General features: G+C 61.9%; 24 protein-coding genes. 15 read left to right on the top strand and 9 right to left on the bottom strand.

Annotation, left to right across the window (positions count from 1 at the left end; all coding sequences use genetic code 11):
- From murD to lpxC, 9 genes are all read left to right on the top strand, one after another.
- A complete protein-coding gene (gene murD / locus ACJ8HH_RS14100) occupies positions 1-1,320 on the top strand; it encodes a UDP-N-acetylmuramoyl-L-alanine--D-glutamate ligase (RefSeq protein WP_033641855.1) in 1,320 nt (439 codons plus the stop codon).
- Entirely contained in the window at positions 1,317-2,519 is a 1,203-nt protein-coding gene (gene ftsW, locus ACJ8HH_RS14095; protein ID WP_004932776.1) for a cell division protein FtsW, read from the top strand. The genes murD and ftsW overlap by 4 nt, the downstream gene beginning before the upstream one ends.
- A 3-nt stretch (positions 2,520-2,522) precedes the next feature.
- The gene (gene murG, locus ACJ8HH_RS14090; protein WP_004932773.1) at positions 2,523-3,587 is read left to right on the top strand and encodes an undecaprenyldiphospho-muramoylpentapeptide beta-N-acetylglucosaminyltransferase; all 1,065 of its coding nucleotides are present in this window, start codon (positions 2,523-2,525) and stop codon (positions 3,585-3,587) included.
- An 84-nt stretch (positions 3,588-3,671) separates the two neighbouring features.
- Entirely contained in the window at positions 3,672-5,147 is a 1,476-nt protein-coding gene (murC, locus tag ACJ8HH_RS14085; RefSeq protein ID WP_033637105.1) for a UDP-N-acetylmuramate--L-alanine ligase, read from the top strand.
- Positions 5,140-6,060 carry a D-alanine--D-alanine ligase gene (locus ACJ8HH_RS14080; RefSeq protein WP_033641257.1) on the top strand — a complete coding sequence of 307 codons (921 nt, stop codon included), beginning with the start codon at positions 5,140-5,142 and terminating at the stop codon, positions 6,058-6,060. Before murC ends, ACJ8HH_RS14080 begins: the two co-directional genes overlap by 8 nt.
- A gap of 1 nt (position 6,061) precedes the next feature.
- On the top strand, positions 6,062-6,913 hold the full coding sequence (gene ftsQ / locus ACJ8HH_RS14075) for a cell division protein FtsQ (protein WP_033637108.1): 852 nt from the start codon (positions 6,062-6,064) through the stop codon (positions 6,911-6,913).
- On the top strand, positions 6,910-8,166 hold the full coding sequence (gene ftsA, locus ACJ8HH_RS14070) for a cell division protein FtsA (RefSeq protein WP_004932758.1): 1,257 nt from the start codon (positions 6,910-6,912) through the stop codon (positions 8,164-8,166). The genes ftsQ and ftsA overlap by 4 nt, the downstream gene beginning before the upstream one ends.
- Before the next feature lie 74 nt (positions 8,167-8,240).
- Positions 8,241-9,395 carry a cell division protein FtsZ gene (ftsZ, locus tag ACJ8HH_RS14065; protein WP_004932757.1) on the top strand — a complete coding sequence of 385 codons (1,155 nt, stop codon included), beginning with the start codon at positions 8,241-8,243 and terminating at the stop codon, positions 9,393-9,395.
- A 103-nt stretch (positions 9,396-9,498) separates the two neighbouring features.
- Positions 9,499-10,416: a UDP-3-O-acyl-N-acetylglucosamine deacetylase gene (gene lpxC / locus ACJ8HH_RS14060; RefSeq protein ID WP_060451836.1), complete on the top strand. Its 918-nt coding sequence runs from the start codon at positions 9,499-9,501 to the stop codon at positions 10,414-10,416.
- 104 nt (positions 10,417-10,520) lie between these two features.
- Here lpxC and ACJ8HH_RS14055 read toward each other — a convergent pair whose 3' ends face one another.
- Positions 10,521-11,036 carry a DUF721 domain-containing protein gene (locus ACJ8HH_RS14055; RefSeq protein ID WP_060451837.1) on the bottom strand — a complete coding sequence of 172 codons (516 nt, stop codon included), beginning with the start codon at positions 11,034-11,036 and terminating at the stop codon, positions 10,521-10,523.
- 26 nt (positions 11,037-11,062) lie between these two features.
- Here ACJ8HH_RS14055 and secM point away from each other — a divergent pair, with 26 nt between their 5' ends.
- The 3 genes from secM (at position 11,063) to mutT (ending at position 14,868) form a co-directional block, all read left to right on the top strand.
- Entirely contained in the window at positions 11,063-11,593 is a 531-nt protein-coding gene (secM, locus tag ACJ8HH_RS14050; RefSeq protein WP_049213090.1) for a secA translation cis-regulator SecM, read from the top strand.
- Positions 11,594-11,675: 82 nt separating this feature from the next.
- A complete protein-coding gene (gene secA, locus ACJ8HH_RS14045) occupies positions 11,676-14,384 on the top strand; it encodes a preprotein translocase subunit SecA (protein WP_033637114.1) in 2,709 nt (902 codons plus the stop codon).
- Between the two features lie 79 nt (positions 14,385-14,463).
- A complete protein-coding gene (mutT, locus tag ACJ8HH_RS14040) occupies positions 14,464-14,868 on the top strand; it encodes an 8-oxo-dGTP diphosphatase MutT (protein ID WP_049196040.1) in 405 nt (134 codons plus the stop codon).
- A gap of 39 nt (positions 14,869-14,907) precedes the next feature.
- On the opposite strand, the gene yacG is transcribed toward mutT, so the two are convergent.
- From yacG to coaE, 3 genes are read right to left on the bottom strand one after another with little or no spacing between them, the layout of a single operon-like run.
- Positions 14,908-15,099 (bottom strand): DNA gyrase inhibitor YacG, encoded by a 192-nt coding sequence (yacG, locus tag ACJ8HH_RS14035; RefSeq protein ID WP_004932737.1) that lies wholly within the window; start codon positions 15,097-15,099, stop codon positions 14,908-14,910.
- 51 nt (positions 15,100-15,150) lie between these two features.
- On the bottom strand, positions 15,151-15,903 hold the full coding sequence (zapD, locus tag ACJ8HH_RS14030) for a cell division protein ZapD (RefSeq protein ID WP_033649209.1): 753 nt from the start codon (positions 15,901-15,903) through the stop codon (positions 15,151-15,153).
- Between the two features lie 5 nt (positions 15,904-15,908).
- Positions 15,909-16,523: a dephospho-CoA kinase gene (coaE, locus tag ACJ8HH_RS14025; RefSeq protein WP_033637119.1), complete on the bottom strand. Its 615-nt coding sequence runs from the start codon at positions 16,521-16,523 to the stop codon at positions 15,909-15,911.
- Between the two features lie 362 nt (positions 16,524-16,885).
- Between coaE and ACJ8HH_RS14020 the strand changes: the two genes are divergently transcribed.
- Positions 16,886-17,929: a GMP reductase gene (locus tag ACJ8HH_RS14020; protein ID WP_015376656.1), complete on the top strand. Its 1,044-nt coding sequence runs from the start codon at positions 16,886-16,888 to the stop codon at positions 17,927-17,929.
- 53 nt (positions 17,930-17,982) lie between these two features.
- Here the strand turns inward: ACJ8HH_RS14020 and hofC are convergent, their stop codons facing one another.
- From hofC to nadC, 4 genes are all read right to left on the bottom strand, one after another.
- Positions 17,983-19,182, bottom strand: a complete 1,200-nt coding sequence (gene hofC, locus ACJ8HH_RS14015; RefSeq protein ID WP_049213093.1) for a protein transport protein HofC — start codon at positions 19,180-19,182, stop codon at positions 17,983-17,985.
- Positions 19,179-20,621 carry a type II secretion system protein GspE gene (gspE, locus tag ACJ8HH_RS14010; RefSeq protein ID WP_060451838.1) on the bottom strand — a complete coding sequence of 481 codons (1,443 nt, stop codon included), beginning with the start codon at positions 20,619-20,621 and terminating at the stop codon, positions 19,179-19,181. Before gspE ends, hofC begins: the two co-directional genes overlap by 4 nt.
- Before the next feature lie 5 nt (positions 20,622-20,626).
- Positions 20,627-21,064, bottom strand: a complete 438-nt coding sequence (ppdD, locus tag ACJ8HH_RS14005) for a prepilin peptidase-dependent pilin (protein ID WP_033649215.1) — start codon at positions 21,062-21,064, stop codon at positions 20,627-20,629.
- A 189-nt stretch (positions 21,065-21,253) separates the two neighbouring features.
- Positions 21,254-22,144: a carboxylating nicotinate-nucleotide diphosphorylase gene (gene nadC / locus ACJ8HH_RS14000; RefSeq protein ID WP_019455086.1), complete on the bottom strand. Its 891-nt coding sequence runs from the start codon at positions 22,142-22,144 to the stop codon at positions 21,254-21,256.
- Positions 22,145-22,228: 84 nt separating this feature from the next.
- Between nadC and ampD the strand changes: the two genes are divergently transcribed.
- Together ampD and ampE are read left to right on the top strand one after the other, a co-directional pair.
- Positions 22,229-22,825: a 1,6-anhydro-N-acetylmuramyl-L-alanine amidase AmpD gene (gene ampD / locus ACJ8HH_RS13995; RefSeq protein WP_033652921.1), complete on the top strand. Its 597-nt coding sequence runs from the start codon at positions 22,229-22,231 to the stop codon at positions 22,823-22,825.
- Positions 22,825-23,679: a beta-lactamase regulator AmpE gene (ampE, locus tag ACJ8HH_RS13990; protein ID WP_025301586.1), complete on the top strand. Its 855-nt coding sequence runs from the start codon at positions 22,825-22,827 to the stop codon at positions 23,677-23,679. The genes ampD and ampE overlap by 1 nt, the downstream gene beginning before the upstream one ends.
- A 60-nt stretch (positions 23,680-23,739) precedes the next feature.
- On the opposite strand, the gene hemL is transcribed toward ampE, so the two are convergent.
- Entirely contained in the window at positions 23,740-25,029 is a 1,290-nt protein-coding gene (gene hemL, locus ACJ8HH_RS13985; RefSeq protein ID WP_060451839.1) for a glutamate-1-semialdehyde 2,1-aminomutase, read from the bottom strand.
- Positions 25,030-25,068: the final 39 nt, after the last annotated feature.

Here is a 25,068-nt window from a genome sequence, read left to right as displayed (position 1 = left end):
ATGGCAGACTATCAGGGTAGAAAAGTCGTCATCATCGGGTTGGGCCTCACCGGCCTGTCCTGTGTCGATTTCTTCATGGCGCGCGGCGTGACGCCGCGCGTGATGGATACCCGTATCGCGCCGCCAGGGTTGGACAAACTGCCTGAAAGCGTGGAGCGCCATCTGGGCGATCTGAATCAGGACTGGCTGCTGGCGGCGGATCTGATCGTCGCCAGTCCGGGCGTCGCGCTGGCGACCCCGGCATTGAGCGCCGCGGCGGACGCCGGCGTGGAAATCGTCGGTGACGTCGAACTGTTCTGCCGTGAAGCGCAGGCGCCGATCGTGGCGATCACCGGCTCTAACGGTAAAAGCACCGTCACCACCCTGGTGGGCGAGATGGCGAAAGCCGCCGGTTGGGCGGTGGGCGTGGGCGGCAATATCGGCCTGCCGGCGCTGAGCCTGCTGCGCCAGGAATGCCAGCTTTACGTGCTGGAGTTGTCCAGCTTCCAGCTGGAAACGACGTATAGCCTGCGGGCGGCGGCGGCGACCATCCTGAACGTGACCGAAGATCATATGGATCGCTATCCGTTCGGCCTGCAGCAGTATCGCGGCGCCAAGCTGCGCGTGTATGAAAACGCCGCGGTGTGCGTGGTGAACGCCGACGATGCGCTGACCATGCCGGTGCGCGGCGCCGACGAGCGCTGCGTCAGCTTCGGCGCCGACGTGGGCGACTATCACCTGAACCGTCAGCAGGGGGAAACCTGGCTGCGGGTGCGCGGTGAGAAAGTGCTGAATACGCGCGAGATGAAACTGACCGGCCGCCACAATTACACCAACGCCCTGGCGGCGCTGGCGTTGGCGGATGCGGTCAATATTCCGCGCGCGTCCAGCCTGAAGGCGCTGACCACCTTCACCGGCCTGGCGCACCGCTTCCAGCTGGCTTGGGAGAACAACGGCGTGCGTTGGATCAACGATTCCAAAGCCACCAACGTCGGCAGCACCGAAGCGGCGCTGAACGGCCTGCAGGTAGACGGCACGCTGCATCTGCTGCTGGGCGGCGACGGCAAGTCCGCCGATTTCTCGCCGCTGGCGCGCTATCTGCAGGGCGACAACGTGCGTCTGTACTGCTTTGGCCGCGATGGCGCCCAGCTGGCACAGCTGCGGCCGGAGGTGGCGACGCTGACCGAGACCATGGAGCAGGCGATGCGCACCATCGCCGGCCGCGTACAGCCCGGCGACATGGTATTGCTGTCGCCGGCCTGCGCCAGTCTCGATCAGTTCCGTAATTTTGAAGTGCGCGGCGATGAGTTCGCCCGCCTGGCGCAGGAGCTTGGCGGATGAAACTACGCTTGCCGAACTTCGGGCTGACAGAACGGATGAAAGACTGGGTGACCGGCGCGCGCGACAACGATGCGGTCAACATGGTGCTGTACGATCGCACCCTGCTGTGGCTGACCTTCGGGTTGGCGATCATCGGCTTCGTGATGGTGACCTCGGCGTCGATGCCGATCGGCCAACGCCTGGCGGACGATCCGTTCCTGTTCGCCAAACGTGACGCGCTGTACCTCGGCCTGGCGTTCGGTCTGTCGCTGGTGACGCTGCGTATCCCGATGGAAGTTTGGCAGCGTTACAGCAACGTGATGCTGCTGATGTCGATAGTGATGCTGCTGATCGTGCTGGTGGTGGGGAGCTCGGTAAACGGGGCCTCGCGCTGGATCGCGCTCGGCCCGCTGCGTATTCAGCCGGCGGAGCTGTCCAAGCTGTCGCTGTTCTGCTACCTGGCGAGCTATCTGGTGCGCAAGGTGGAAGAGGTGCGCAGCAACTTCTGGGGCTTCTGCAAGCCGATGGGCGTGATGGTGGTGCTGGCGGTGCTGCTGCTGGCGCAGCCGGACCTCGGTACCGTGGTGGTGCTGTTCATCACCACGCTGGCGATGCTGTTCCTGGCCGGCGCGAAAATGTGGCAGTTCCTGGCGATCATCGGCTCCGGCGTGTTCGCCGTGGTGCTGCTGATCATCGCGGAACCGTACCGTATGCGCCGCGTGACCTCGTTCTGGAACCCGTGGGCCGATCCGTTCGGCAGCGGCTACCAGCTGACCCAGTCGCTGATGGCGTTTGGCCGCGGCGAGTTCTGGGGGCAGGGGCTCGGCAACTCGGTGCAGAAACTCGAGTATTTGCCGGAAGCGCACACCGACTTCATCTTCTCCATTTTGGGTGAAGAACTGGGCTATATCGGTGTGGTTTTAGCCCTGTTAATGGTATTCTTCGTCGCTTTTCGCGCGATGTCCATCGGGCGCCGCGCGCTGGAGATCGACCAACGCTTCTCCGGCTTCCTGGCCTGCGCGATCGGCGTATGGTTCAGCTTCCAGGCGCTGGTTAACGTCGGCGCCGCGGCGGGCATGCTGCCGACCAAAGGTCTGACGCTGCCGCTGATCAGTTACGGCGGTTCAAGTTTGCTGATTATGTCGACGGCCATCGTGCTGTTGCTGCGAATTGATTATGAAACGCGCCTGACCAAGGCTCAGGCGTTTGTGAAGAGGTAAGGGATGAGCGGGAAACCTAAGCGTTTAATGGTGATGGCAGGCGGTACCGGCGGGCACGTGTTCCCGGGGCTGGCGGTCGCGCATCATCTGATGGCGCAGGGCTGGCAGGTGCGCTGGCTCGGAACCGCAGACCGAATGGAAGCCGATCTGGTGCCGAAGCACGGGATCGAGATTGATTTTATCCGCATCTCCGGCCTGCGCGGCAAAGGCTTGAAGGCCCAGCTGACTGCGCCGCTGCGGATCTGGCAGGCGGTGCGCCAGGCGAAAGCCATCATGCGCAGCTATCAGCCGGATGTGGTGCTGGGGATGGGCGGTTACGTTTCCGGCCCCGGCGGCCTGGCGGCCTGGCAGTGCGGCATCCCGGTGGTGCTGCACGAGCAGAACGGCATCGCCGGCTTGACCAACCGCTGGCTGGCGCGCATCGCCGCCAAAGTGATGCAGGCCTTCCCCGGCGCGTTCCCGAACGCCGAGGTGGTGGGCAACCCGGTGCGCACCGACGTGTTGGCGCTGCCGCTGCCGGCGGAGCGGTTGCAAGGGCGCGAAGGCCCGATCCGCGTGCTGGTGATTGGCGGAAGTCAGGGCGCGCGCGTGCTGAATCAGACAGTTCCTGAAGTCGCGGCGCGTTTGGGCGATAGAATTACGCTCTGGCATCAGGTTGGCAAGGGCGCGCTGGAAACGGTGCTGCGAGACTACGAAAGGGTAGGGCAGACGCAGCACAAGGTGACCGAGTTCATCGACGACATGGCCGCCGCCTACGCCTGGGCCGACGTGGTGGTCTGCCGCTCCGGCGCGTTGACCGTCAGCGAAATCGCGGCGGCGGGGCTGCCGGCGATCTTCGTGCCGTTCATGCATAAGGATCGTCAGCAGTACTGGAACGCGCGCCCGCTGGAAGAAGCTGGCGCGGCGAAGATTATCGAACAGCCGCAGTTCAACGCCGATGTGGTGGCCGAACTGCTGGCGAGCTGGGATCGCAAAACGCTGCTGGCCATGGCCGAGAAAGCGCGCGCGGTCGCCATTCCGGACGCCACCGAGCGCGTGGCGGCGGAACTGGTGCGGCTCGCCAAGTAACGAGTGCAGGGGTTCGGTGCGCCGAACCTGAATAAAAGCAATGTGATGTAGGGCCGGGGTACCGGATCCGGATTAGAGAGAGTGATGAATACACAACAACTGGCGAAACTACGTACTATCGTGCCCGAGATGCGTCGCGTCCGGCACATTCACTTTGTCGGCATCGGTGGTGCCGGCATGGGTGGTATCGCCGAAGTGTTGGCAAACGAAGGGTATCAGATCAGCGGCTCCGACCTGGCGCCGAATCCGGTCACCCAACAGTTGAGCGCGCTCGGGGCGACGATTTACTTCAATCACCGTCCGGAAAACGTGCTGGATGCGAGCGTGGTGGTGGTGTCTACCGCCATCTCCGCCGACAACCCGGAGATCGTCGCCGCTCGAGAAGCGCGCATCCCGGTGATCCGCCGCGCTGAAATGCTGGCGGAGCTGATGCGTTTTCGCCACGGCATCGCTATCGCCGGCACGCACGGCAAAACCACCACCACGGCGATGGTCTCGAGCATTTACGCCGAAGCCCGCCTGGACCCGACCTTTGTCAACGGCGGGCTGGTGAAGGCGGCGGGCACCCACGCGCGACTGGGGTCCAGCCGTTATCTGATCGCGGAAGCGGATGAGAGCGATGCGTCGTTCCTGCATCTGCAGCCGATGGTGGCCGTGGTCACCAACATCGAAGCCGACCACATGGACACCTACCAGGGCGACTTCGAGAACCTGAAGCAGACGTTTATCAATTTCTTGCACAACCTGCCGTTCTACGGCCGCGCGGTGATGTGCATCGACGATCCGGTAGTGCGTGAGCTGTTGCCGCGCGTGGGTCGCCATATCACCACCTACGGCTTCAGTGACGATGCCGATGTGCGCATCGAAGACTACCGGCAGATTGGGCCGCAGGGGCACTTTACCCTGAGCCGTCAGGACAAGCCGTTGCTGACGGTGACGCTGAACGCGCCGGGCCGCCACAATGCGTTGAACGCGGCGGCGGCGGTGGCGGTGGCGACCGAAGAAGGCATCGACGACGAAGATATCCTGCGCGCGCTGGCGGGCTTCCAGGGCACCGGGCGTCGCTTCGATTTCCTCGGCGAGTTCCCGCTGGAGCCGGTCAACGGCAAAGCGGGCAGCGCGATGCTGGTGGACGACTACGGCCACCATCCGACCGAGGTGGACGCCACGCTGAAAGCGGCGCGCGCCGGCTGGCCGGACAAGCGTTTGGTGATGATCTTCCAGCCGCACCGTTATACGCGCACCCGCGATCTGTACGACGATTTCGCCAACGTGCTGTCGCAGGTGGATGTGCTGCTGATGCTCGACGTGTACGCCGCCGGCGAAGCGCCGATCCCGGGCGCGGACAGCCGTTCGCTGTGCCGCACCATCCGCAGCCGCGGCAAGCTGGATCCGATCCTGGTTTCCGATGCCGATACCGTGCCGGAAACCCTGGCGCAGCTGCTGCAGGATGAAGACCTGGTGCTGGTGCAAGGCGCCGGCAACGTGGGCAAAATCGCCCGTAAACTGGCCGAGCTGAAGCTGCAGCCGCCGAAGAAAGAGGAGGAGCACCATGGCTGATAAAGTTGCAGTTCTGCTGGGCGGCACCTCCGCTGAACGTGACGTTTCCCTGCAATCCGGCGCCGCGGTGCTGGCCGGGTTGCGCGAAGCCGGTATCGATGCGCACGGCGTCGATACCCGCGATTTCCCGGTGACCCAGCTGAAAGAGCAGGGGTTCACCAAAGTGTTTATCGCGCTGCATGGCCGCGGCGGCGAGGACGGCACCCTACAGGGGCTGCTGGAGTTCCTCGAGCTGCCTTATACCGGCAGCGGCGTGATGGCCTCGGCGCTGACCATGGACAAATGGCGCACCAAGATGGTGTGGCAGTCGATGGGCTTGCCGGTGGCGCCTTACGTGGCGCTGAATCGCCAGCTGTATCTCGGCGCTGAAAAAGCAGCGCTGCTGGCGCGCGTGGCGGATCTCGGCCTGCCGCTGATCGTCAAGCCGAGCCGCGAAGGCTCCAGCGTCGGCATGAGCAAGGTCACCGAGAGCGCCGCGTTGGAAGCCGCGCTGGAAGAGGCCTTCCGTCATGACGACGATGTGCTGGTGGAGAAGTGGCTGAGCGGCCCGGAATACACCGTAGCGATGCTGGGCGACCAGGTGCTGCCGTCGATCCGCATCCAGCCGGCCGGCGTGTTTTACGACTACCAGGCCAAGTACATTTCGGACGATACGCAGTACTTCTGCCCGAGCGGTTTGAGCGCCGAGCAGGAAGCCGAGATGGCGGCGTTGGCGCTGCGCGCCTACCGCGGTCTGGACTGCAGCGGCTGGGGCCGCGTCGACGTGATGCAAGACAGCGATGGCAGCTTCTATCTGCTTGAGGTGAACACCTCTCCGGGCATGACCAGTCATAGCCTGGTGCCGATGGCGGCGCGCCAGTTTGGATTAAGCTTCTCGCAGTTGGTGGCGAGAATTTTGGAGTTGGCCGACTGATATGTCGCAAGCTGCCCTGAATGCGCGCGATCGCGAGGTGGATAACGGCCCGCGCCGCAGCAATGGAACCCAGTTGGCGGGAATGATTTTCCTGCTGATGGTGTTGGGAACGGTCGTGTGGAGCGGTTGGGCGGTGCTTGGCTGGATGAAAGACGCCAGTCGCCTGCCGCTCTCAAGGCTGGTGGTGACCGGCGAACGCCACTACACCACCAACGATGATATTCGTCAGGCGATCCTGGCGCTGGGCGCGCCCGGCACCTTTATGACGCAGGATGTGGACGTTATCCAGCAGCAGATCGAGCGTCTGCCGTGGATCAAGCAGGCCAGCGTGCGCAAACAATGGCCGGATGAGCTGAAGATCCATCTGGTGGAGTACGTCCCGGTGGCGCGCTGGAACGATTTGCACATGGTGGACGCCGAAGGTAAAGCGTTCAGCGTGCCGGCGGAGCGGGCGGGCAAGCAGAAGTTGCCGCTGCTCTACGGGCCGGAAGGGAGCGAGCAGGATGTGCTGGAAGGCTATCGGGCGATGAGCGCTTCGTTGGCGGCCAGTAAATATACGCTGAAAATGGCGGCGATGACCGCGCGCCATTCCTGGCAGCTGGCGCTGGACAACGATGTCCGGCTTGAGCTGGGGCGCGATGACCGCAATGGGCGTTTGCAGCGGTTTATCGAGCTTTACCCGGTATTGCAGCAGCAGGGCCAGGCGGAGAGCAAGCGTGTCAGCTATGTCGATCTGCGCTACGAGTCCGGCGCTTCGGTAGGGTGGGCTCCGGTGTTGGTCGATCCGCAGGCGCTTGGCGGTCAGCAAAACAGTAATCAGCAACAGAATCAGGCACAGGCAAAACAACAATGATCAAGTCGACGGACAGAAAACTGGTAGTTGGACTGGAGATCGGTACTGCAAAAGTCTCCGCGTTGGTAGGGGAAGTTCTGCCCGATGGCATGGTCAACATTATCGGGGTGGGCAGCTGCCCGTCTCGCGGCATGGATAAGGGTGGCGTAAACGACCTGGAGTCGGTGGTGAAGTGCGTACAGCGCGCCATCGATCAGGCCGAGCTGATGGCGGACTGCCAGATCTCCTCGGTGTATCTGGCGCTGTCGGGCAAACACATCAGCTGCCAGAACGAAATCGGCATGGTGCCGATTTCGGAAGAGGAAGTGACGCAGGACGACGTGGAGAACGTGGTGCACACCGCCAAATCGGTGCGCGTGCGCGACGAACACCGCATCCTGCACGTGATTCCTCAGGAATACGCCATCGATTATCAGGAAGGCATCAAAAACCCGGTTGGGCTGTCCGGCGTGCGCATGCAGGCCAAGGTGCATCTGATTACCTGCCATAACGATATGGCGAAGAACATCGTCAAGGCCGTGGAACGTTGCGGCCTGAAAGTTGACCAACTTATTTTCGCCGGTCTGGCCGCGAGCTACGCGGTGCTGACCGAAGATGAACGCGAACTCGGCGTTTGCGTGGTGGATATCGGCGGCGGCACCATGGATATGGCGGTGTACACCGGCGGTGCGCTGCGCCACACCAAAGTGATCCCTTATGCCGGGAACGTGGTCACCAGCGATATCGCCTACGCCTTCGGCACGCCGCCGACCGACGCGGAAGCGATTAAAGTTCGACACGGCTGTGCGCTTGGGTCGATTGTTAGCAAGGATGAGAATGTAGAGGTGCCTAGCGTCGGGGGACGTCCTCCGCGCAGTCTGCAAAGACAGACGCTGGCTGAAGTCATTGAGCCACGCTACACCGAACTGTTGAATCTGGTTAACGATGAAATTTTGCAATTGCAGGAGCAACTGCGTCAGCAAGGGGTGAAGCATCATCTGGCGGCAGGTATCGTGCTGACCGGTGGCGCCGCCCAGATTGATGGCCTGGCAGCCTGTGCGCAACGGGTGTTCCACACTCAGGTACGCATCGGCCAACCCTTGAACATCACGGGTCTGACGGATTATGCGCAGGAGCCTTACTACTCGACGGCGGTAGGTCTGCTGCACTATGGAAAAGAGTCTCACCTGAGCGGTGAGACGGAAGTAGAAAAACGCGCCTCGGTGGGCAATTGGTTTAAACGCATCAATAGCTGGCTGAGAAAAGAGTTTTAATGTTTCAACAAAGAGATCATGCTGAGTAATCTTTTTATGATCTCGCAGCGACAGGCACAAAACGGAGAGAAACTATGTTTGAACCAATGGAACTAACCAATGACGCGGTGATTAAAGTCATCGGCGTCGGCGGCGGCGGTGGCAACGCCGTTGAACACATGGTGCGCGAGCGCATCGAAGGTGTTGAATTCTTCGCTGTGAACACGGACGCCCAGGCGCTCCGCAAAACGGCGGTTGGCCAAACCATCCAGATCGGTAGCGGTATTACCAAAGGTCTGGGTGCGGGCGCGAACCCGGAAGTGGGTCGCAATTCAGCGGAAGAAGACCGCGAAGCCCTGCGCGCAGCGCTGGACGGCGCAGACATGGTCTTCATCGCGGCCGGCATGGGTGGCGGTACCGGTACCGGTGCGGCGCCAGTGGTGGCTGAAGTGGCTAAAGATTTGGGTATTCTGACCGTGGCCGTGGTGACCAAGCCTTTCAACTTCGAAGGCAAGAAGCGCATGGCATTCGCGGAGCAGGGTATCGCTGAGCTGTCCAAACACGTGGACTCGCTGATCACCATCCCGAACGACAAATTGCTGAAAGTTCTGGGGCGCGGCATCTCTCTGCTGGACGCGTTCGGCGCGGCCAACGACGTGCTGAAAGGCGCGGTGCAGGGTATCGCCGAGCTGATCACCCGTCCGGGCCTGATGAACGTCGACTTCGCCGACGTGCGCACCGTGATGTCCGAAATGGGCTACGCGATGATGGGTTCCGGCGTGGCTTGCGGTGAAGACCGTGCCGAAGAAGCTGCCGAAATGGCGATCTCCAGCCCACTGCTGGAAGACATCGACCTGTCCGGCGCGCGCGGCGTGCTGGTCAACATTACCGCCGGCTTCGACCTGCGTCTGGATGAGTTCGAAACCGTGGGTAACACCATCCGTGCGTTCGCTTCCGACAACGCGACCGTGGTTATCGGTACCTCGCTGGATCCGGAAATGAACGACGAACTGCGCGTTACCGTGGTTGCAACCGGTATCGGTATGGACAAACGTCCTGAAATCACCCTGGTGACCAATAAGCAGGCCAGCCAGCCGGTGATGGATCACCGTTATCAGCAGCACGGCATGTCGCCTCTGCCGCAGGAAGTGAAACCTGCCGCCAAGGTGGTCAACGACCAAGCTGCGCAACCGAATAAAGAGCCCGACTATCTTGATATTCCAGCCTTCCTGCGTAAACAGGCAGACTAAGAATATCCTGAGAATTTGGAATCTCCGCTCTTTGTGCTAAACTGTCCCGCCAGCCATGCTGTATGCTTGGCTGGTAGGATGGATAACATTGCGAGATAAAACGATGATCAAACAAAGGACATTAAAACGTATTGTTCAGGCGACTGGCGTCGGTTTGCATACCGGCAAGAAAGTCACGCTGACAATGCGCCCAGCGCCGGCTAATACCGGGGTCATCTATCGTCGCACTGACTTGAATCCACCGGTTGATTTTCCGGCTGATGCAAAATCCGTGCGTGATACCATGCTCTGTACTTGCCTGGTGAATGAGCATGACGTGCGTATTTCGACCGTTGAGCACCTCAACGCCGCGCTGGCTGGGTTGGGCATCGACAACATCGTTATCGAAGTCGACGCCGCTGAAATCCCAATCATGGACGGCAGCGCCAGTCCGTTCGTGTTCTTGCTGCTGGATGCCGGCATCGAAGAGCTGAACTCGGCGAAGAAATTCCTGCGTCTGAAAGAGGCCGTGCGTGTTGAAGATGGCGACAAATGGGCCGAGCTGTCCCCGCATAACGGGTTCCGCCTGGACTTCACCATCGACTTCAACCACCCGGCTATCGACGCCAGCTCTCAACGCTATCGTCTTGATTTCTCGGCTGAGTCGTTCGTGCGTCAAATCAGCCGCGCGCGCACCTTCGGGTTCATGCGCGACATCGAATACCTGCAGTCCCGCGGCCTGGCCCTGGGCGGCAGCTTCGACTGCGCCATCGTGGTGGATGACTACCGCGTGCTGAACGAAGACGGCCTGCGTTTCGAAGACGAATTCGTACGTCACAAAATGCTGGACGCCATCGGCGACCTGTTCATGTGCGGCCACAACATCATTGGCGCGTTTACCGCGTACAAGTCTGGCCACGCGTTGAACAACAAACTGCTGCAGGCCGTGCTGGCCAAGCAGGAAGCGTGGGAATACGTGACCTTCCAGGACGAAGCCGAAATGCCGTTGGCATTCAAGGCACCGTCTACCGTATTGGCGTAAGGTCTGAATTCCTCGCCCGCTGCGAATAACGGCAGGCGCATCCTCTGAGAGCCTGAGCATTCAGGCTCGTGATGCGGTCTGATGTTTTGCAGTTGTGTCGCTGATTACTTATCACGACTGGTTGTGTTGGTACCCTCTCCGGCCAATGCAGCCAGCCGTTCCAATATCTTGCGCAGTTTTTCCGGGCTACGGCTCGCCAATCCTCTCAGTTCTTCCGCACTTTCCAGACTCAAATGCCGCATCGGCACCGGTTTTTCCGGCGCTTTCTCTGCGTTTTGCACCTGGTGGCTGCCTTTCGCCATCAAGGCCGGATTAATCCTGATGTCGATCGACGACAATGATGGTAGAATTTGCGCTCGTAGTGCAGACAGCAAAGCGGGGTGTTCGTAGCGCAAGCGCATCATCCAACTGGCATTTGCCGTTTCGAGCACTAAAATACCCTGTCGGAAATTCGCGACGCGGCACCAGGGATGCAGGGGAGCGGGCAACAGGCCCTTCACTGCACGGTTAAGCTTGAGCAGCGCCACCGCGCGTTGCTGGACGTTATGCAGCGGCCCTTTGCTGCTGGCAGACGCGTCGTCGAACAGGACATCTAATAATTGTGGACGGCTATCGCGCATAATGGGCTCCGGCGGATTATAAACTCGTGATCGGTATTCTAAATCGTTGGCGACAATTTGGCAGACGTTATTTCTGGCCCCATCTCCTGTTAGGGATGGTTGCGGCCACGCTTGGCGCGTCTTCCAGTTTGTCCGGCGCCCCCGATCAGGCCGCACTGCCGAATACGTCGTCCAGCCTTAACCGGCAAAATGCGGCCAATGGTACCTTCAACAGCCTGGCCCTGCTGCAGGACGCGCACCGCCGTCCTACCTTCAGCGTAGATTATTGGCAGCAACATGCGCTGCGCACCGTCATTCGTCACCTTTCTTTCGCGCTGGCGCCGCAGGCGGTTTATGCGCGGGTGCAGGAGAGCGAAACCCAAGCGGAACCCCCTTTGCAGGTGGCGCAACTGGCGCTGCTGTCCACCCTCAACGCGCTGCTGACGCACGAGCCGAAGCCGCCGACCATCATTCGCCATACCCACCTTGAGGTGCTGCCAACGCTGGCAAGGCACCAGACCGGCCTGTGGGTGGCGCAGGTACAGGGCATTCGCGCCGGGCCTGCCGCGCTCGTCTGACTCCGCCCTTCGGGCACAAAAACCATAAATAATAGCAAGTTGACTGCCGTGTCAGGCCGTCATGACAGAGATATCAAACATCATGTTAGTGAAATTATTAACCAAAGTTTTTGGCAGCCGTAACGATCGTACCCTGCGCCGCATGCGCAAAGTGGTTGAGCAGATCAACCGCATGGAACCGGACATGGAAAAACTGTCCGATGATGAGCTGAAAGCGAAAACCAACGAATTCCGCGCGCGCCTGGAGAAGGGCGAATCGCTGGAAAGCCTGATCCCGGAAGCCTTCGCCGTAGTGCGTGAGGCGAGCAAACGCGTGTTCGGCATGCGTCACTTCGACGTGCAGCTGCTGGGCGGCATGGTGCTGAACGATCGCTGCATCGCCGAGATGCGCACCGGTGAAGGTAAAACCCTGACCGCCACGCTGCCGGCTTACCTGAACGCCCTGAGCGGCCGCGGCGTGCACGTCGTGACCGTCAACGACTATCTGGCGCAGCGTGACGCCGAAAACAACCGTCCGCTGTTCGAGTTCCTCGGCCTGAGCATCGGTATCAACCTGCCGGGCATGCCGGCGCCGGCCAAGCGTGAAGCTTACGCCGCCGACATCACCTACGGCACCAACAACGAATACGGCTTCGACTACCTGCGCGACAACATGGCGTTCAGCCCAGAAGAGCGCGTGCAGCGCAAACTGCACTATGCGCTGGTGGATGAGGTGGACTCCATCCTGATCGATGAAGCGCGTACGCCGCTGATCATCTCCGGCCCGGCCGAAGACAGCTCCGAGATGTACATCAAGGTCAACAAGCTGATCCCTAAACTGATCCGCCAGGAAAAAGAAGACTCCGACACCTTCAAGGGTGAAGGGCACTTCTCGGTGGATGAGAAGGCGCGCCAGGTTCACCTGACCGAACGCGGCCTGATCCTGATCGAAGAGATGCTGGTGGAAGCCGGCATCATGGATGAGGGCGAGTCGCTGTACTCACCGACCAACATCATGCTGATGCACCACGTTACCGCCGCGCTGCGCGCCCACGTGCTGTTCACCCGCGACGTTGACTACATCGTGAAAGACGGCGAAGTGATCATCGTCGACGAACACACCGGCCGTACCATGCAGGGCCGCCGTTGGTCCGACGGCCTGCACCAGGCGGTGGAAGCCAAAGAAGGCGTGGAGATCCAGAACGAGAACCAGACGCTGGCTTCGATCACCTTCCAGAACTACTTCCGCCTGTACGAGAAGCTGGCGGGGATGACCGGTACCGCCGATACCGAAGCCTTCGAATTCAGCTCGATCTACAAGCTGGACACCATCGTGGTGCCAACCAACCGTCCGATGATCCGTAAGGACATGCCGGATCTGGTATATATGACCGAGAAAGAGAAGATCGGCGCCATCATCGAAGACATCCGCGAGCGTACCGCCAAAGGCCAGCCGGTGCTGGTGGGCACCATCTCGATCGAGAAATCCGAAGTGGTTTCCCGCGAACTGACCAAAGCGGGCATCGACCACAAGGTGCTGAACGCCAAGTTCCACGCCATGGAAGCGGATATCGTCGCCCAGGCCGGCCAGAGCGGCGCGGTGACCATCGCCACCAACATGGCGGGCCGTGGTACCGATATCGTGCTGGGCGGCAGCTGGCAGGCCGAAGTAGCGCTGCTGGAAGCGCCGACCGAAGAGCAGATTGAAGCCATCAAAGCCGCCTGGAAAGAACGCCACGACGCGGTGCTGGCGGCAGGCGGCCTGCATATCATCGGCACCGAGCGCCATGAATCGCGCCGTATCGATAACCAGCTGCGCGGCCGTTCCGGTCGTCAGGGCGATGCCGGTTCATCCCGCTTCTACCTGTCGATGGAAGATGCCCTGATGCGTATCTTCGCTTCGGATCGCGTGTCCGGCATGATGCGTAAACTGGGTATGAAAGAAGGCGAAGCGATTGAGCACCCGTGGGTGACCAAGGCGATCGCCAACGCCCAGCGCAAGGTAGAGAGCCGCAACTTCGACATCCGTAAGCAGCTGCTGGAATACGACGACGTCGCCAACGATCAGCGCCGCGCCATCTACAGCCAGCGTAACGAATTGCTGGACGTGTCCGACGTGAGCGAAACCATCGCCAGCATCCGCGAGGACGTGTTCAAGAGCACCATCGACAACTACATCACGCCGCAGTCGCTGGAAGAAGAGTGGGACATTCAGGGGTTGGAAGAGCGCCTGAAGAACGACTTCGATCTGGAGATGCCGATCGCACAATGGTTGGACAAAGAGCCGGAGCTGCACGAAGAGACGCTGCGCGAACGCATTCTGGAGAACGCCAAAGAGCAGTACCAGCGTAAGGAAGACGTGGTCGGCAGCGAAATGATGCGCAACTTCGAGAAGGGCGTGATGCTGCAGACGCTGGACTCCCTGTGGAAAGAGCACCTGGCGGCGATGGACTACCTGCGTCAGGGTATCCACCTGCGCGGCTATGCGCAGAAGGATCCGAAGCAGGAGTACAAGCGCGAATCCTTCAACATGTTCGCCACCATGCTGGAATCGCTGAAATATGAAGTGATCAGCGTGCTGAGCAAGGTTCAGGTGCGGATGCCGGAAGAGGTGGAAGCGCTGGAACAGCAGCGCCGTGAAGAGGCCGAGCGCCTGGCGCAGCACCAACAGTTGAGCCACCACGACGAGAACGCGCTGGTGACCGAAGATCCGAACGCGCCGGCGACCGCCGAGCGTAAAGTGGGCCGCAACGATCCATGCCCATGCGGCTCCGGCAAGAAATACAAGCAGTGCCACGGCCGCCTGCAGTAATGCCGGCCGCGGTTAACCGATAACACCAGGGGTTCAGCTTGCTGAGCCCCTGTTTTTTGACACCCATCAGGAGGGTGAGATGAAACATCTGAATATCGCCGTGGGCATCATCCGCAATGCGCAACGGGAGATCTTTATTACCCGCCGCGCCGCCGACGCGCACATGGCCGGGTTCTGGGAGTTTCCCGGAGGTAAGATCGAACAGGGTGAAACGCCGGAACAGGCGCTGAGCCGCGAGCTGCGGGAAGAGACCGGTATCGAAGCCGAACGCGCCGAGCTGCTGGAGGTGGTGGAGCATCGCTTCAGCGATCGCATCGTGACGCTGAATTTTTATCTGGTGGAGGCCTGGGCAGGCGAGCCGTTCGGCCGTGAAGGGCAACCGATGCGCTGGGTAAAACAGGCGGAGCTGCGTGAAGACGAATTCCCGGAAGCCAACGTCGGCATCATCCGACTGCTGGTGGCGCAGGCGAACGCCGCGCAATGACAAGCGTGGCCTGGCGCCCGCCAGGCCAACCGTGGGCGATCAGCGATCGTCCATTTCACTCCAGTCTTCGCTTTCCGACAGATCGCTGTTGCTCGGAATGCGCTTCTCTTCATCGGCCCACTCGCCGAGATCGATCAGCTGGCAGCGCTTGCTGCAAAACGGCCGGAACGGGCTGACTTCACCCCAAACCACGCCGGTGCCACAGGTTGGGCATTTTACTACGGTCGTCATAACGGTTCCTTACGCCTTCTGTCAGTGCTGAGAAGGCTTTCTTTCACAAGTTCAACAACAGGCCAGTTCGAACGTCAGGCGTTCAGGCACCACGCCATTTTCGCTGTCCAGCGGCAGGAAACGAATGGCATAACGCGTCTTGTGGCCGGAAATCTGCGGATAAAGCTGCGGCGCCAGATGGAGACGCAGGCGCAGCAGATCTGCCCCTTCGGCATTATCCTGGAAAAAGCCGTTCAGGCTGATTTGATTGCGGAACGGCCCCGACTGGCGGATCAGATCCAACACCATGGTCAGCGCCTGGTTCAACGGATCCAGCGACTGCAGCCAGGCGGCGACGTCGGCATCGCGATCCTGCTGCGGCGCGTGCATCCACATGTGTAGGGTCGGCAGATCGAAGCTGCAGCAGCCGCCGGGAATGTTCAGCCGCTGGCGCACCAGGCCGATCAGCCGGTCTTCGCGCAGCGCCTGGCCGAGGCGCGGCGCCGCCATCAGCGCCGATGAGCGCGACTTCAACTGGCCGCGCAACTGGTCGATCAGCGCCATATCCACGCCCGGCACATCGGCCCAGGCCAGCAGTTTTTGCTGCTGGCGCTCCAGCTCTTTGAGCAGTTCGGTGCGCACTTCGCCGCGCTCCAGCACGTCCAGCAAGTCGGAGACGGTGCGAAAGAAGGTGAGGGCGATGGCGGTTTCACTCAGGGCGCGTTGGCCGTGCAGCTGTTGCAGCAGAAATTCGATGCGTAGCCAGGTACGCATTTTTTCGTTCAGCGGGTGTTCAAAGAGAACGGTTGGGGAAACATCACTCATGCAGTTTAATCCTGTTGGGGCGCTGTTGCCGCCAGTTCAAGGTAGCGACGATGCAGTGCGGCGACCTGTGGCTCTATCCCCTGAGCGGCGCCGCTGTTGTCAATAATGTCATCCGCCACGGCGAGGCGCTGCCGGCGCGTGGCCTGGGCGGCGAGAATGCTTTGCGCCTGCTCACGGCTGACGCCGTCGCGCGCGATGGTGCGAGCCAGCTGGGTTTCGGCGTCGACGTCGATCACCAGCACCCGATCGGCGCGATCCTGCAGGCCGTTTTCCACCAGCAACGGCACCACCCACAGCGCGTACGGGCTGGCGGCCTGCGCCAGTTGGCGCTGGGTTTCACGGTGTATCAGCGGATGCAGCAGCTGGTTCAGCCAGGTTTTGTCATCGGGATGGCTGAAGATGCGCTGACGCAGCGCAGCACGGTTCAACGCGCCGTCCGGCAGCAACATTTCATTACCAAATCGTTCGGCGATCGCGGCCAAGGCAGGGGTGCCCGGCTCGACGACCTGACGGGCGATCACGTCGGCATCGACAAGGGTTGCGCCGTGGCGCGCAAAGGCGTTCGCGACGGTCGTCTTGCCGCTGCCTATGCCCCCGGTCAACGCAACAATGTAGGCCATGGTGTTAGGTGCATCCGATGTTCATAAAAAAATAATAGTCGAATCATAAAGCGATCGCGCAGAAGTGCAAGTCGGCAGGCGGCGCTTGCGCGTCGGCACCGTTCGGGCGGCGAGAAAAAGCGCAGCGGCACGGCAAAAATGAGCGGGCAATCACACTGCGATTATGCAGGTAAATTTGTCGGATTGTAGCGTAAATAAAGGCGAATTCGCAGTCTTGTTCGGCGATTATTAGCGCGTATTATAACGTCACTGGAACTGGCATTAATCTCGCCGCCGTCTTTTTGCGCCACTGGAAAGCCGTCGGGCAGAGATTCGAACATCCTCCTTGCGATCCGTCGCCATTAACCAGGAAATCATAAGTCATGCGTATTGAAGAAGATTTGAAGTTGGGCTTTAAAGACGTGTTGATCCGCCCTAAGCGCTCCACGCTGAAAAGCCGTTCCGAGGTTGAACTGGAACGTCAGTTTACCTTCAAGCATTCAGGTTGCAGCTGGTCCGGCGTGCCGATTATCGCCGCCAACATGGACACGGTGGGCACCTTCCGCATGGCCGAGGCCCTGGCTTCTTTCGACGTTCTCACCGCCGTACACAAACATTACAGCGTCGAGCAATGGGCTGACTTTGTGCAGCGCATGCCGGAATCGGTGCTGCGCCACGTGATGGTGTCCACCGGCACCTCCGAAGCCGACTTCGCCAAAATGCAGCAGATCCTGGCCCTGTCTCCGGCGCTGAAATTCATCTGCATCGACGTGGCCAACGGCTACTCTGAACATTTCGTCGCCTTCCTGCAGAAAGCGCGCGAAGCCTGCCCGAATCACGTGATCTGCGCCGGCAACGTAGTGACCGGCGAGATGGTGGAAGAGCTGATCCTCTCCGGCGCCGACATCGTTAAGGTTGGCATCGGCCCGGGCTCAGTCTGTACTACCCGCGTGAAGACCGGCGTGGGCTACCCGCAGCTGTCGGCGGTGATCGAATGCGCCGATGCGGCCCACGGGCTGGGCGGCCAAATCGTCAGCGACGGCGGCTGCTCGGTGCCGGGCGACGTCGCTAAAGCCTTCGGCGGCGGCGCTGACTTCGTGATGTTGGGTGGCATGCTGGCCGGCCACGACGAGTGTGAAGGCACCGTGGTGGAAGAGAACGGCGAAAAGTTCATGCTGTTCTACGGCATGAGCTCCGAGTCGGCGATGAAGCGCCACGTCGGCGGCGTGGCGGAGTATCGCGCGGCCGAAGGCAAAACCGTCAAACTGCCGCTGCGCGGCGAGGTGGAGTTTACCGTGCGCGATATCCTCGGCGGCCTGCGCTCTGCTTGCACCTACGTTGGCGCCGAGCGCCTGAAAGAGCTGACCAAGCGCACCACCTTTATCCGCGTGGCGGAGCAGGAAAACCGCGTCTTCGGCAGCAAATAAGCCGCACCTTGCATTCGGGCGTAGCGCACCGCCACGCCCGCTATACCTCTCCTTTATCCCAGCACACTGCCCAGTTGAAAGATAGGCAGGTACATGGCGATCACCAAAGCGCCGACAATCCCGCCCACCACCAGCATCAGCAGCGGCTCCAGTGTTTGCGCCAGCGTATCGGCCAGCTCGTGCGTCTGCCGTTCATACCACTGCGCCAATTTATCCAGCAAGACGTCCAGCGAGCCCGATTCTTCGCCCACCCGCACCAGCTGCCGGCACAGCGGCGGAAACAGCGGTTGCAGGGCGAGGGCGTGATGAAACGCCTCGCCTTCGGCGAGCTGCCGCTGCACCTGCTCCAGCGCCTGCCGGTACAGCAGATGGTCAGCCGCCAGCGCCGCCGCGTTCAAGCCTTCCACCAGCGTCAGCCCCGCGCGTTGGGTCATGGTCAGAATACGAAACGTTTGGCTCAGCGCGCCGCCGCTCACCAGCCGGGCGATCAGCGGCAGGCGCAGCAAGGCGGCCTGCTCACGTCGGCGCCACGGCGGGCGCGGATGCAGCCAGCGGCAATAGCCGAACAGCAACGCACCGAGCAGCAGCGCCAAATAGGGGCCAACGGCGATCAGCAGCGCGGACAACCCCAATAACCCTTGGGTAAACCAGGGTAGCGGCGCATCGAACGACTGATAAACCTTGGCGAATTCCGGCAGCACCATCACCAGCATCAGCACGCTGACCAGCAGCGCAACCGCACAGATGAAGAGGGGATAGCGCAGCGCTTTGGTCACTTTGCGGCGCAGCAGCAATTGGGCTTCCTGCTGCTGCGCCAGCTGCAGGCAGCAGCGATCGAGATTGCCGGTTAGCTCGCCGATGGCGATCAGTTGGCGATAGATAAGTGGAAAAACGCCTGGCTGCGCGGCAAGGGTTTCGGAGAGCGGCTGCCCTTCGCGCACCTGTTCTGCCAACTGGCGCAACAGGCAACGCCAGGCCGCCGAAGGGTGCTCTGCCGCCAGAAGCTGCAGCGTATTGACCAGCGGCAACCCGGCCTGCAGCAGGGTGGCGAGTTGGCGGGTGAAGTGGATCAAAGGTTCTCCGCGCCACTGGCCGGGCGTGACGCGTTTGCCGTGCCCGATCCGCCAGGGTTGCATACCTTGCTCAATCAGTAACCGGCTCACCTGCCGTTTTTCATCGCTCATCAGTTCGCCGTGGCGCAGGGCACCCTGGGCGTCGAAAGCCTGCCACAGAAACAGCCGGCGCGCTTTCATGGCGCGGTTACGCCGAGCTGGACGACGTCGATCACGCGGTACAGCTCTTCCAGCGAGGTCGCGCCTTCGCTGGCCAGCGCCAGGCCCGCCTGCAGCAGCGAAAGCTGCCCCTGTTCGCGGGCGATATCCGCCAGCCGGCTGGGCGCGGCGTTCGCCAGCAACGCCGCCTGTATTTCCGGCGTAATGGCCAACAGCTCATACACGCCGATGCGCCCATAGTAGCCGCCGAAGCAATGCTCGCAGCCGTCGGCGCGCCAGGCGGTCAGCGGCTCCGGCCAGACCGAGGCAGGAAAATGCGTCGGCTGGCTGTGCGGGTAGCGGCAGTGGCGACACAGCCTGCGCACCAGCCGCTGCGCGATGACCAGCTTCAGGCAGCCGGCGAGCAGGTAGCCGGGGATACCCATGTGCATCAGGCGCGTCAGGGTTTCGCCGGTGGAGTTGGTATGCAGCGTCGACAGCACCAGGTGGCCGGTTTGCGCGGCCTTGACCGCGATCTCGGCGGTTTCCGCATCGCGGATCTCGCCGATCATGATGACATCCGGATCCTGGCGCAGCAGGGCGCGCAGCACCCGGGCGAAGCTCAGCTCGGTTTTGGCGTTGATCTGGGTTTGATTGACGCCGAACAGCGGTATCTCGACAGGATCTTCGACGCTGCACAGGTTGCTTTGCGCATCGTTCAACTGGCGCAGGCCGCTGTACAGCGTTACCGTCTTGCCGCTGCCGGTCGGGCCGGTCACCAGGATCAAACCTTGCGGGCAGGCCAGCGCCGCCGCGTAGCGCGCCAGATCCGCTCGGCTCATGCCCAGTTGATCCAGCGGCAGCTCCTGCTGTTCGCCCTGCTGAACGCGCAGCACCACCTTTTCGCCGTGTAGCGTCGGCAGAGTGGCGATACGCATGGCATAGCGCGCGCCGTCCAACGTCAGGCTGAGCTGCCCGTCCTGAGGCTGACGGCGCTCGGCGATATCCAGCTGGCCGAGGATCTTCAGCCGGGCGATGAGGCGTGCGGTCAGCTGGGGTGACGGCGAGGCGAGGGTTTGCAGCACGCCGTCGATGCGCAGGCGAATGCGAAAATGCTGCCGAAAGGGCTCGAAGTGGACGTCCGAGGCGCGACGCTGAATGGCCAGGCGCAGCGTCTGGTTGATGAACTGCACCACCGGCGCGTCGCCGTCGTCGGGGTAGGCGATGTCGGCGCTGTCTTCTTCGGCCGCCAGCGGCGCCGGCAGCGGTTCCTGGCGTTGGTTCAGCGCCTGCTCCAGCCTGGCCGCCGGCCATTGCTCCAGATGGATGCGCTTGCCGGTGGCGAAACGCAGCGCCGCCAGCAGCCCTTGCGGCGCCTCTTCGTTGAGGGCGATCGTCAGGGTGGTTGGATCTTCGTTCAGCGCCAGCGCCTGATAGCGCCGGCACAGGGCGTGAACTTCTTCGCTGATTTGCGCGTTCATCGCCGTTACTCCGCCGCGTTGTCGAAGCGGAAGACTTCCTGGCACACTTCAACCAGCGTTGCGTTTTCGCTGCTGCACAGTCGGCTCCAGCGGGTCAGCCCATCGGCGTTCGCTTTGGGGGTTAATGCCACCGCCAGCCCCTGCAGCGTTTGGGTGCCGGTCAGCGTGATCACGCCTTTGACGACTTTCACCCCGCTGACGTAACGCGACGTGCCGCCGGTGGGAATGCCTTTGCTGCCGGCTTCACAGCCGGTGGGGGCGCCTTCGTCCAGGACGCACAGCTCGACCGCCAGTTTGTACGGCGACATGGTTTGCAGCATGTCGGTCATCGCCGCTTTCTGGATGTAGCGCTGGTAGGCGGGAATGCCGATGGCGCTGAGGATGGCGATGATGGCGATCACCACCATCAGTTCTATCAGGGTAAAGCCGCGTTGCGTTTCCATGCGTTGTCTCCTCCATAAGGGTGTGGAAGGCAACGGTAGCGGTTTGCGCGGGGGCACGGCGAGGGGCTTTTGCGCGTTTCTCGGCGCGCTTCCATCAGTAATGACGTTGTTTGCAGCGGTGAATAAAAGGGTGCGAGGGGCTTCGCAATTTTACGGTAACGCCCCCGGCAGCGGCCGGGGGCGAGGGGATCATTTGAAGCGCATCGACAGATCGAGCGCGGTCACATGCTTGGTCAGCGCGCCGACCGAAATGTAATCCACGCCGGTCTCGGCGAAGGTGCGCAGCGTCTCACTGGTGACGTTGCCGGATACTTCCAGCTGGGCGCGGCCCTGGGTTTGGGCGACCGCCTGGCGCATCATCTCGACGCTGAAGTTGTCCAGCATGATGATGTCGGCGCCGGCGTCCAGCGCCTGCTGCAGTTCATCGAGCGATTCGACTTCCACTTCCACCGGCACGTCGGCGTGCAGCCAGAAGGCTTTTTCCACCGCGTTCTTGATAGAGCCGGAGGCGATGATGTGGTTTTCCTTGATCAGGAAGGCGTCGGACAGCCCCAGCCGGTGGTTGCTGCCGCCCCCGCACAGCACGGCGTATTTCAGCGCGGTGCGCAGGCCGGGCAGGGTCTTGCGGGTATCGAGCAGGCGAGTCCGGGTGCCTTCCAGCAGAGCCACATAGCGGCTGACCTCGGTCGCCACGCCGGAGAGCGTCTGCACGAAGTTCAGCGCGGTGCGCTCGCCGGTCAGCATCACCCGCGCGGGGCCGCGCAGCCGGCAGAGCGGTTGGTTCGGCGTCAGACGGTCGCCGTCCGCCACCAGCCACTCCACCTGCACCTGATTGCCCAGCTGAATAAAGACCTCATTCAGCCAGCGGCGGCCACAGAATACGCCGGCTTCGCGGGTGATGACGGTGGCTTCGGCCTGCTTGTCCGCCGGTAACAGTTGCGCGGTAATATCGCGCCCGGCGTCGACTTCACCCCCCAGGTCTTCGCGCAGCGCCTGGGCGACGGCATAGGGAATATCACTTTCAATTCGTTCAAGAAGCTCGGTGCGGCGACTGTCGGCACTGTAGCGGCGTGTCGGCATGGAAAACTCCGAAATGGACGGTTAGATCGTAGGGGAACATGCTACTCTGTTGCAGGAATAAGTACCACCGCAGAGAGGTGTCTGATGCAGTTGGAAAATGGCTGGATTATCGGGGTGACGCGAGTGGTCTCGCCGCACTGCGATCGGCGCCCGGATGACGAGCCGCCGTCGCTGCTGGTCATCCACAACATCAGCCTGCCGCCCGGCGAGTTCGGCGGCCCCTATATCGACCAGTTGTTTACCGGCACGCTCGATCCCGCACAGCATCCCTATTTTGCCGAGATCCATCAGCTGCGGGTGTCGGCGCACTGCCTGATCCGCCGCGACGGGGAGATCGTGCAGTACGTGCCCTTCGACCAGCGCGCCTGGCACGCGGGCGTTTCCCTGTATCAGGGGCGCGACCGGTGCAACGATTTCTCCATCGGCATCGAGCTGGAAGGCACCGATCAGTTACCCTACACCGAGGCGCAATACCGCGCGCTGCAGGCGGTCACCGCGCTGCTGGCCGAACATTATCCGCCGCTGGTGGCCAATATCGCCGGGCATTGCGATATCGCCCCCGGCCGCAAGACCGATCCCGGGCCGGCGTTCGATTGGGATCGCTATCTGGCATCTCTGGAACAACGCGGCGCGCCCGCCGACGCTATGCTTGAGACAAGAAATAGGGAGAGGAATCGCTAATGACGCTGTTTACGCTGTTGCTGGTTTTGGCCTGGGAGCGCCTGTTTAAGCTGGGAGAACACTGGCAGCTGGATCACCGTCTCGAAGTGGTGTTTCAGCGGCTGCATCGGGTTTCGCTGGCGCAGACGCTGGCGATGACCGCCGCCTGGATGGTGGTCGTCTGGGGCGTTCTGTGGCTGTCGCACGGGTTGTTCTTCGGCGTGGTGACGCTGCTGCTGTGGATCGTCATCGATCTGCTGTGCGTCGGCGCCGGCATCAAGCGCAAACACTACCGCGCCTACCTGAAAGCGGCGCGGCAGGGCGATACCCACGCCAGCGATCAGATGGCGGAAGAGCTGGCGTTGATCCACGGTTTGCCGGTGGACTGCAGCGAAGAGCTGCGCCTGCGCGAGCTGCAAAACGCGCTGCTGTGGATCAACTTCCGTTATTATCTAGCGCCGCTGTTCTGGTTCGTGGTCTTTGGGCCTTACGGGCCGATCGCGTTGGCGGGGTATGCCTTCCTGCGCGCCTATCAAACCTGGCTGGCGCGCCACAATACGCCGCTGGAGCGTTCGCAATCGGGCATCGATCACCTGCTGAACTGGCTGGACTGGATCCCGGTGCGTTTGGCCGGGGTGGCCTACGCGCTGTTTGGCCACGGCGAGCGGGCGCTGCCGGCCTGGTTCGCCTCGCTGGGGGATCGGCATTCATCGTCGTATCAGGTGCTGACGCGGCTGGCGCAGTTCTCGCTGGCGCGCGATCCGCATATGGATCCGGTGCAAACGCCGCGGGCGGCGGTGACGCTGGCGCGCAAGGTGACGATGATCATCGTGGTGGTGGTGGCGCTGTTGACCATTTACGGCACGCTGCTTTAAGCGGCAGCGAAAAGCAAAACGGGCGCCGAGGCACCCGTTTTTTTGGCCATTCGGCCGGGATTACAGCTTGGCGAAGCAGCGACGCGCGGCGTCGATGGTGCGCTGAATGTCTTCCTTGCTGTGCGCCACGGACATGAAGCCCGCTTCGAAGGCGGACGGAGCCAGATACACCCCTTCTTCCAGCATCAGATGGAAGAAGCGCTTGAAGCGTTCCACGTCGCACTGCATCACGTCCTGGTAGCAGGTGACCGCCGGCGCGTCGGTGAAGAACAGGCCGAACATGCCGCCGACGTTGTTGACCACCAGCGGGATATTCTCTTCCTGCGCCGCGTGCAGCAGGCCAGCGGCCAGCATCTCGGTCAGTTCGGTCAGCGTCTGGTGCACGCCCACCTGCGACACTTCGGTCAGGCAGGCATAGCCCGCCGCCATGGCGATCGGGTTGCCGGACAGGGTGCCCGCCTGGTAGACCGGGCCGGTCGGCGCCAGCGAGTCCATCACGTCGCGGCGGCCGCCGAAGGCGCCCACCGGCATGCCGCCGCCGATGATTTTGCCGAGGCAGGTCAGATCCGGCTCGACGCCGTAATAGGACTGTGCGCCGGCCAGCGCCACGCGGAAGCCGGTCATCACTTCATCGATGATCAAGAGCCCGCCGTACTTGTCGCACAGCGCGCGCAGGCCCGGCAGGAATTCCGGCAGCGGCGGCACGCAGTTCATGTTGCCGGCGACCGGCTCGACGATGATACAGGCGATCTCGGACGGGTACTGCTCGAAGGCGGCCCGCACCGAATCCAGGTCGTTATAGGTGCAGGTCAGGGTGTGCTTGGCGAAATCGGCCGGCACGCCCGGTGAGTTCGGCTGGCCGAGGGTCAGCGCGCCGGAACCGGCTTTCACCAGCAGGCAGTCGGCGTGGCCGTGGTAGCAGCCTTCGAACTTGATGATTTTATCGCGGTTGGTGTAGCCGCGCGCCAGGCGGATGGCGCTCATGGTGGCTTCGGTGCCCGAGTTCACCATGCGCACCATATCCATGGTAGGCACCAGCTCGGTGACCAACTGCGCCATTTTGACTTCCATCTCGGTTGGCGCGCCGAAGCTCAGGCCGCGCTGCGCCGCTTCGATCACCGCGTCGCGGATCGCCGGGTGGTTATGCCCCAGCACCATCGGCCCCCAGGAACCGACATAGTCGATATAGGCCTTGCCGTCGGCATCGAACAGGTAAGCCCCGTCTGCCCGCTCGATAAACAGCGGCACACCGCCTACGCCGGTGAATGCACGCACCGGAGAGTTCACCCCGCCGGGGATCAACTGTTGCGCCTGGGCGTACAGACTTTCGGACTTGCTGTGTAGGCTCATAAATCGGCTCCTGGATTCTCTTTTGAATGATTTGACCGC

This window comes from Serratia sp. CY32780 (assembly GCF_052169135.1).
Taxonomy (GTDB): Bacteria; Pseudomonadota; Gammaproteobacteria; order Enterobacterales; family Enterobacteriaceae; genus Serratia; species Serratia sarumanii.
Note: the sequence above shows the minus strand (reverse complement) of the source record. Positions and strands in the feature narration are given on the sequence as shown.

Excerpts from the sequence above, each read along its gene's own strand:
- murG (WP_004932773.1), top strand. The coding sequence starts at position 2,523 with ATGAGCGGGAAACCTAAGCGTTTAATGGTGATGGCAGGCGGTACCGGC.
- ftsZ (WP_004932757.1), top strand. The coding sequence starts at position 8,241 with ATGTTTGAACCAATGGAACTAACCAATGACGCGGTGATTAAAGTCATC.
- secA (WP_033637114.1), top strand. The coding sequence starts at position 11,676 with ATGTTAGTGAAATTATTAACCAAAGTTTTTGGCAGCCGTAACGATCGT.
- ppdD (WP_033649215.1), bottom strand. The coding sequence starts at position 21,064 with ATGGAAACGCAACGCGGCTTTACCCTGATAGAACTGATGGTGGTGATC.
- murC (WP_033637105.1), top strand. The coding sequence starts at position 3,672 with ATGAATACACAACAACTGGCGAAACTACGTACTATCGTGCCCGAGATG.
- ftsW (WP_004932776.1), top strand. The coding sequence starts at position 1,317 with ATGAAACTACGCTTGCCGAACTTCGGGCTGACAGAACGGATGAAAGAC.
- gspE (WP_060451838.1), bottom strand. The coding sequence starts at position 20,621 with ATGAACGCGCAAATCAGCGAAGAAGTTCACGCCCTGTGCCGGCGCTAT.
- coaE (WP_033637119.1), bottom strand. The coding sequence starts at position 16,523 with ATGGCCTACATTGTTGCGTTGACCGGGGGCATAGGCAGCGGCAAGACG.
- ACJ8HH_RS14080 (WP_033641257.1), top strand. The coding sequence starts at position 5,140 with ATGGCTGATAAAGTTGCAGTTCTGCTGGGCGGCACCTCCGCTGAACGT.
- ACJ8HH_RS14055 (WP_060451837.1), bottom strand. The coding sequence starts at position 11,036 with ATGCGCGATAGCCGTCCACAATTATTAGATGTCCTGTTCGACGACGCG.
- ftsQ (WP_033637108.1), top strand. The coding sequence starts at position 6,062 with ATGTCGCAAGCTGCCCTGAATGCGCGCGATCGCGAGGTGGATAACGGC.
- murD (WP_033641855.1), top strand. The coding sequence starts at position 1 with ATGGCAGACTATCAGGGTAGAAAAGTCGTCATCATCGGGTTGGGCCTC.
- lpxC (WP_060451836.1), top strand. The coding sequence starts at position 9,499 with ATGATCAAACAAAGGACATTAAAACGTATTGTTCAGGCGACTGGCGTC.
- zapD (WP_033649209.1), bottom strand. The coding sequence starts at position 15,903 with ATGAGTGATGTTTCCCCAACCGTTCTCTTTGAACACCCGCTGAACGAA.
- ftsA (WP_004932758.1), top strand. The coding sequence starts at position 6,910 with ATGATCAAGTCGACGGACAGAAAACTGGTAGTTGGACTGGAGATCGGT.
- mutT (WP_049196040.1), top strand. The coding sequence starts at position 14,464 with ATGAAACATCTGAATATCGCCGTGGGCATCATCCGCAATGCGCAACGG.
- ampE (WP_025301586.1), top strand. The coding sequence starts at position 22,825 with ATGACGCTGTTTACGCTGTTGCTGGTTTTGGCCTGGGAGCGCCTGTTT.
- nadC (WP_019455086.1), bottom strand. The coding sequence starts at position 22,144 with ATGCCGACACGCCGCTACAGTGCCGACAGTCGCCGCACCGAGCTTCTT.
- hofC (WP_049213093.1), bottom strand. The coding sequence starts at position 19,182 with ATGAAAGCGCGCCGGCTGTTTCTGTGGCAGGCTTTCGACGCCCAGGGT.
- ampD (WP_033652921.1), top strand. The coding sequence starts at position 22,229 with ATGCAGTTGGAAAATGGCTGGATTATCGGGGTGACGCGAGTGGTCTCG.
- ACJ8HH_RS14020 (WP_015376656.1), top strand. The coding sequence starts at position 16,886 with ATGCGTATTGAAGAAGATTTGAAGTTGGGCTTTAAAGACGTGTTGATC.
- yacG (WP_004932737.1), bottom strand. The coding sequence starts at position 15,099 with ATGACGACCGTAGTAAAATGCCCAACCTGTGGCACCGGCGTGGTTTGG.
- hemL (WP_060451839.1), bottom strand. The coding sequence starts at position 25,029 with ATGAGCCTACACAGCAAGTCCGAAAGTCTGTACGCCCAGGCGCAACAG.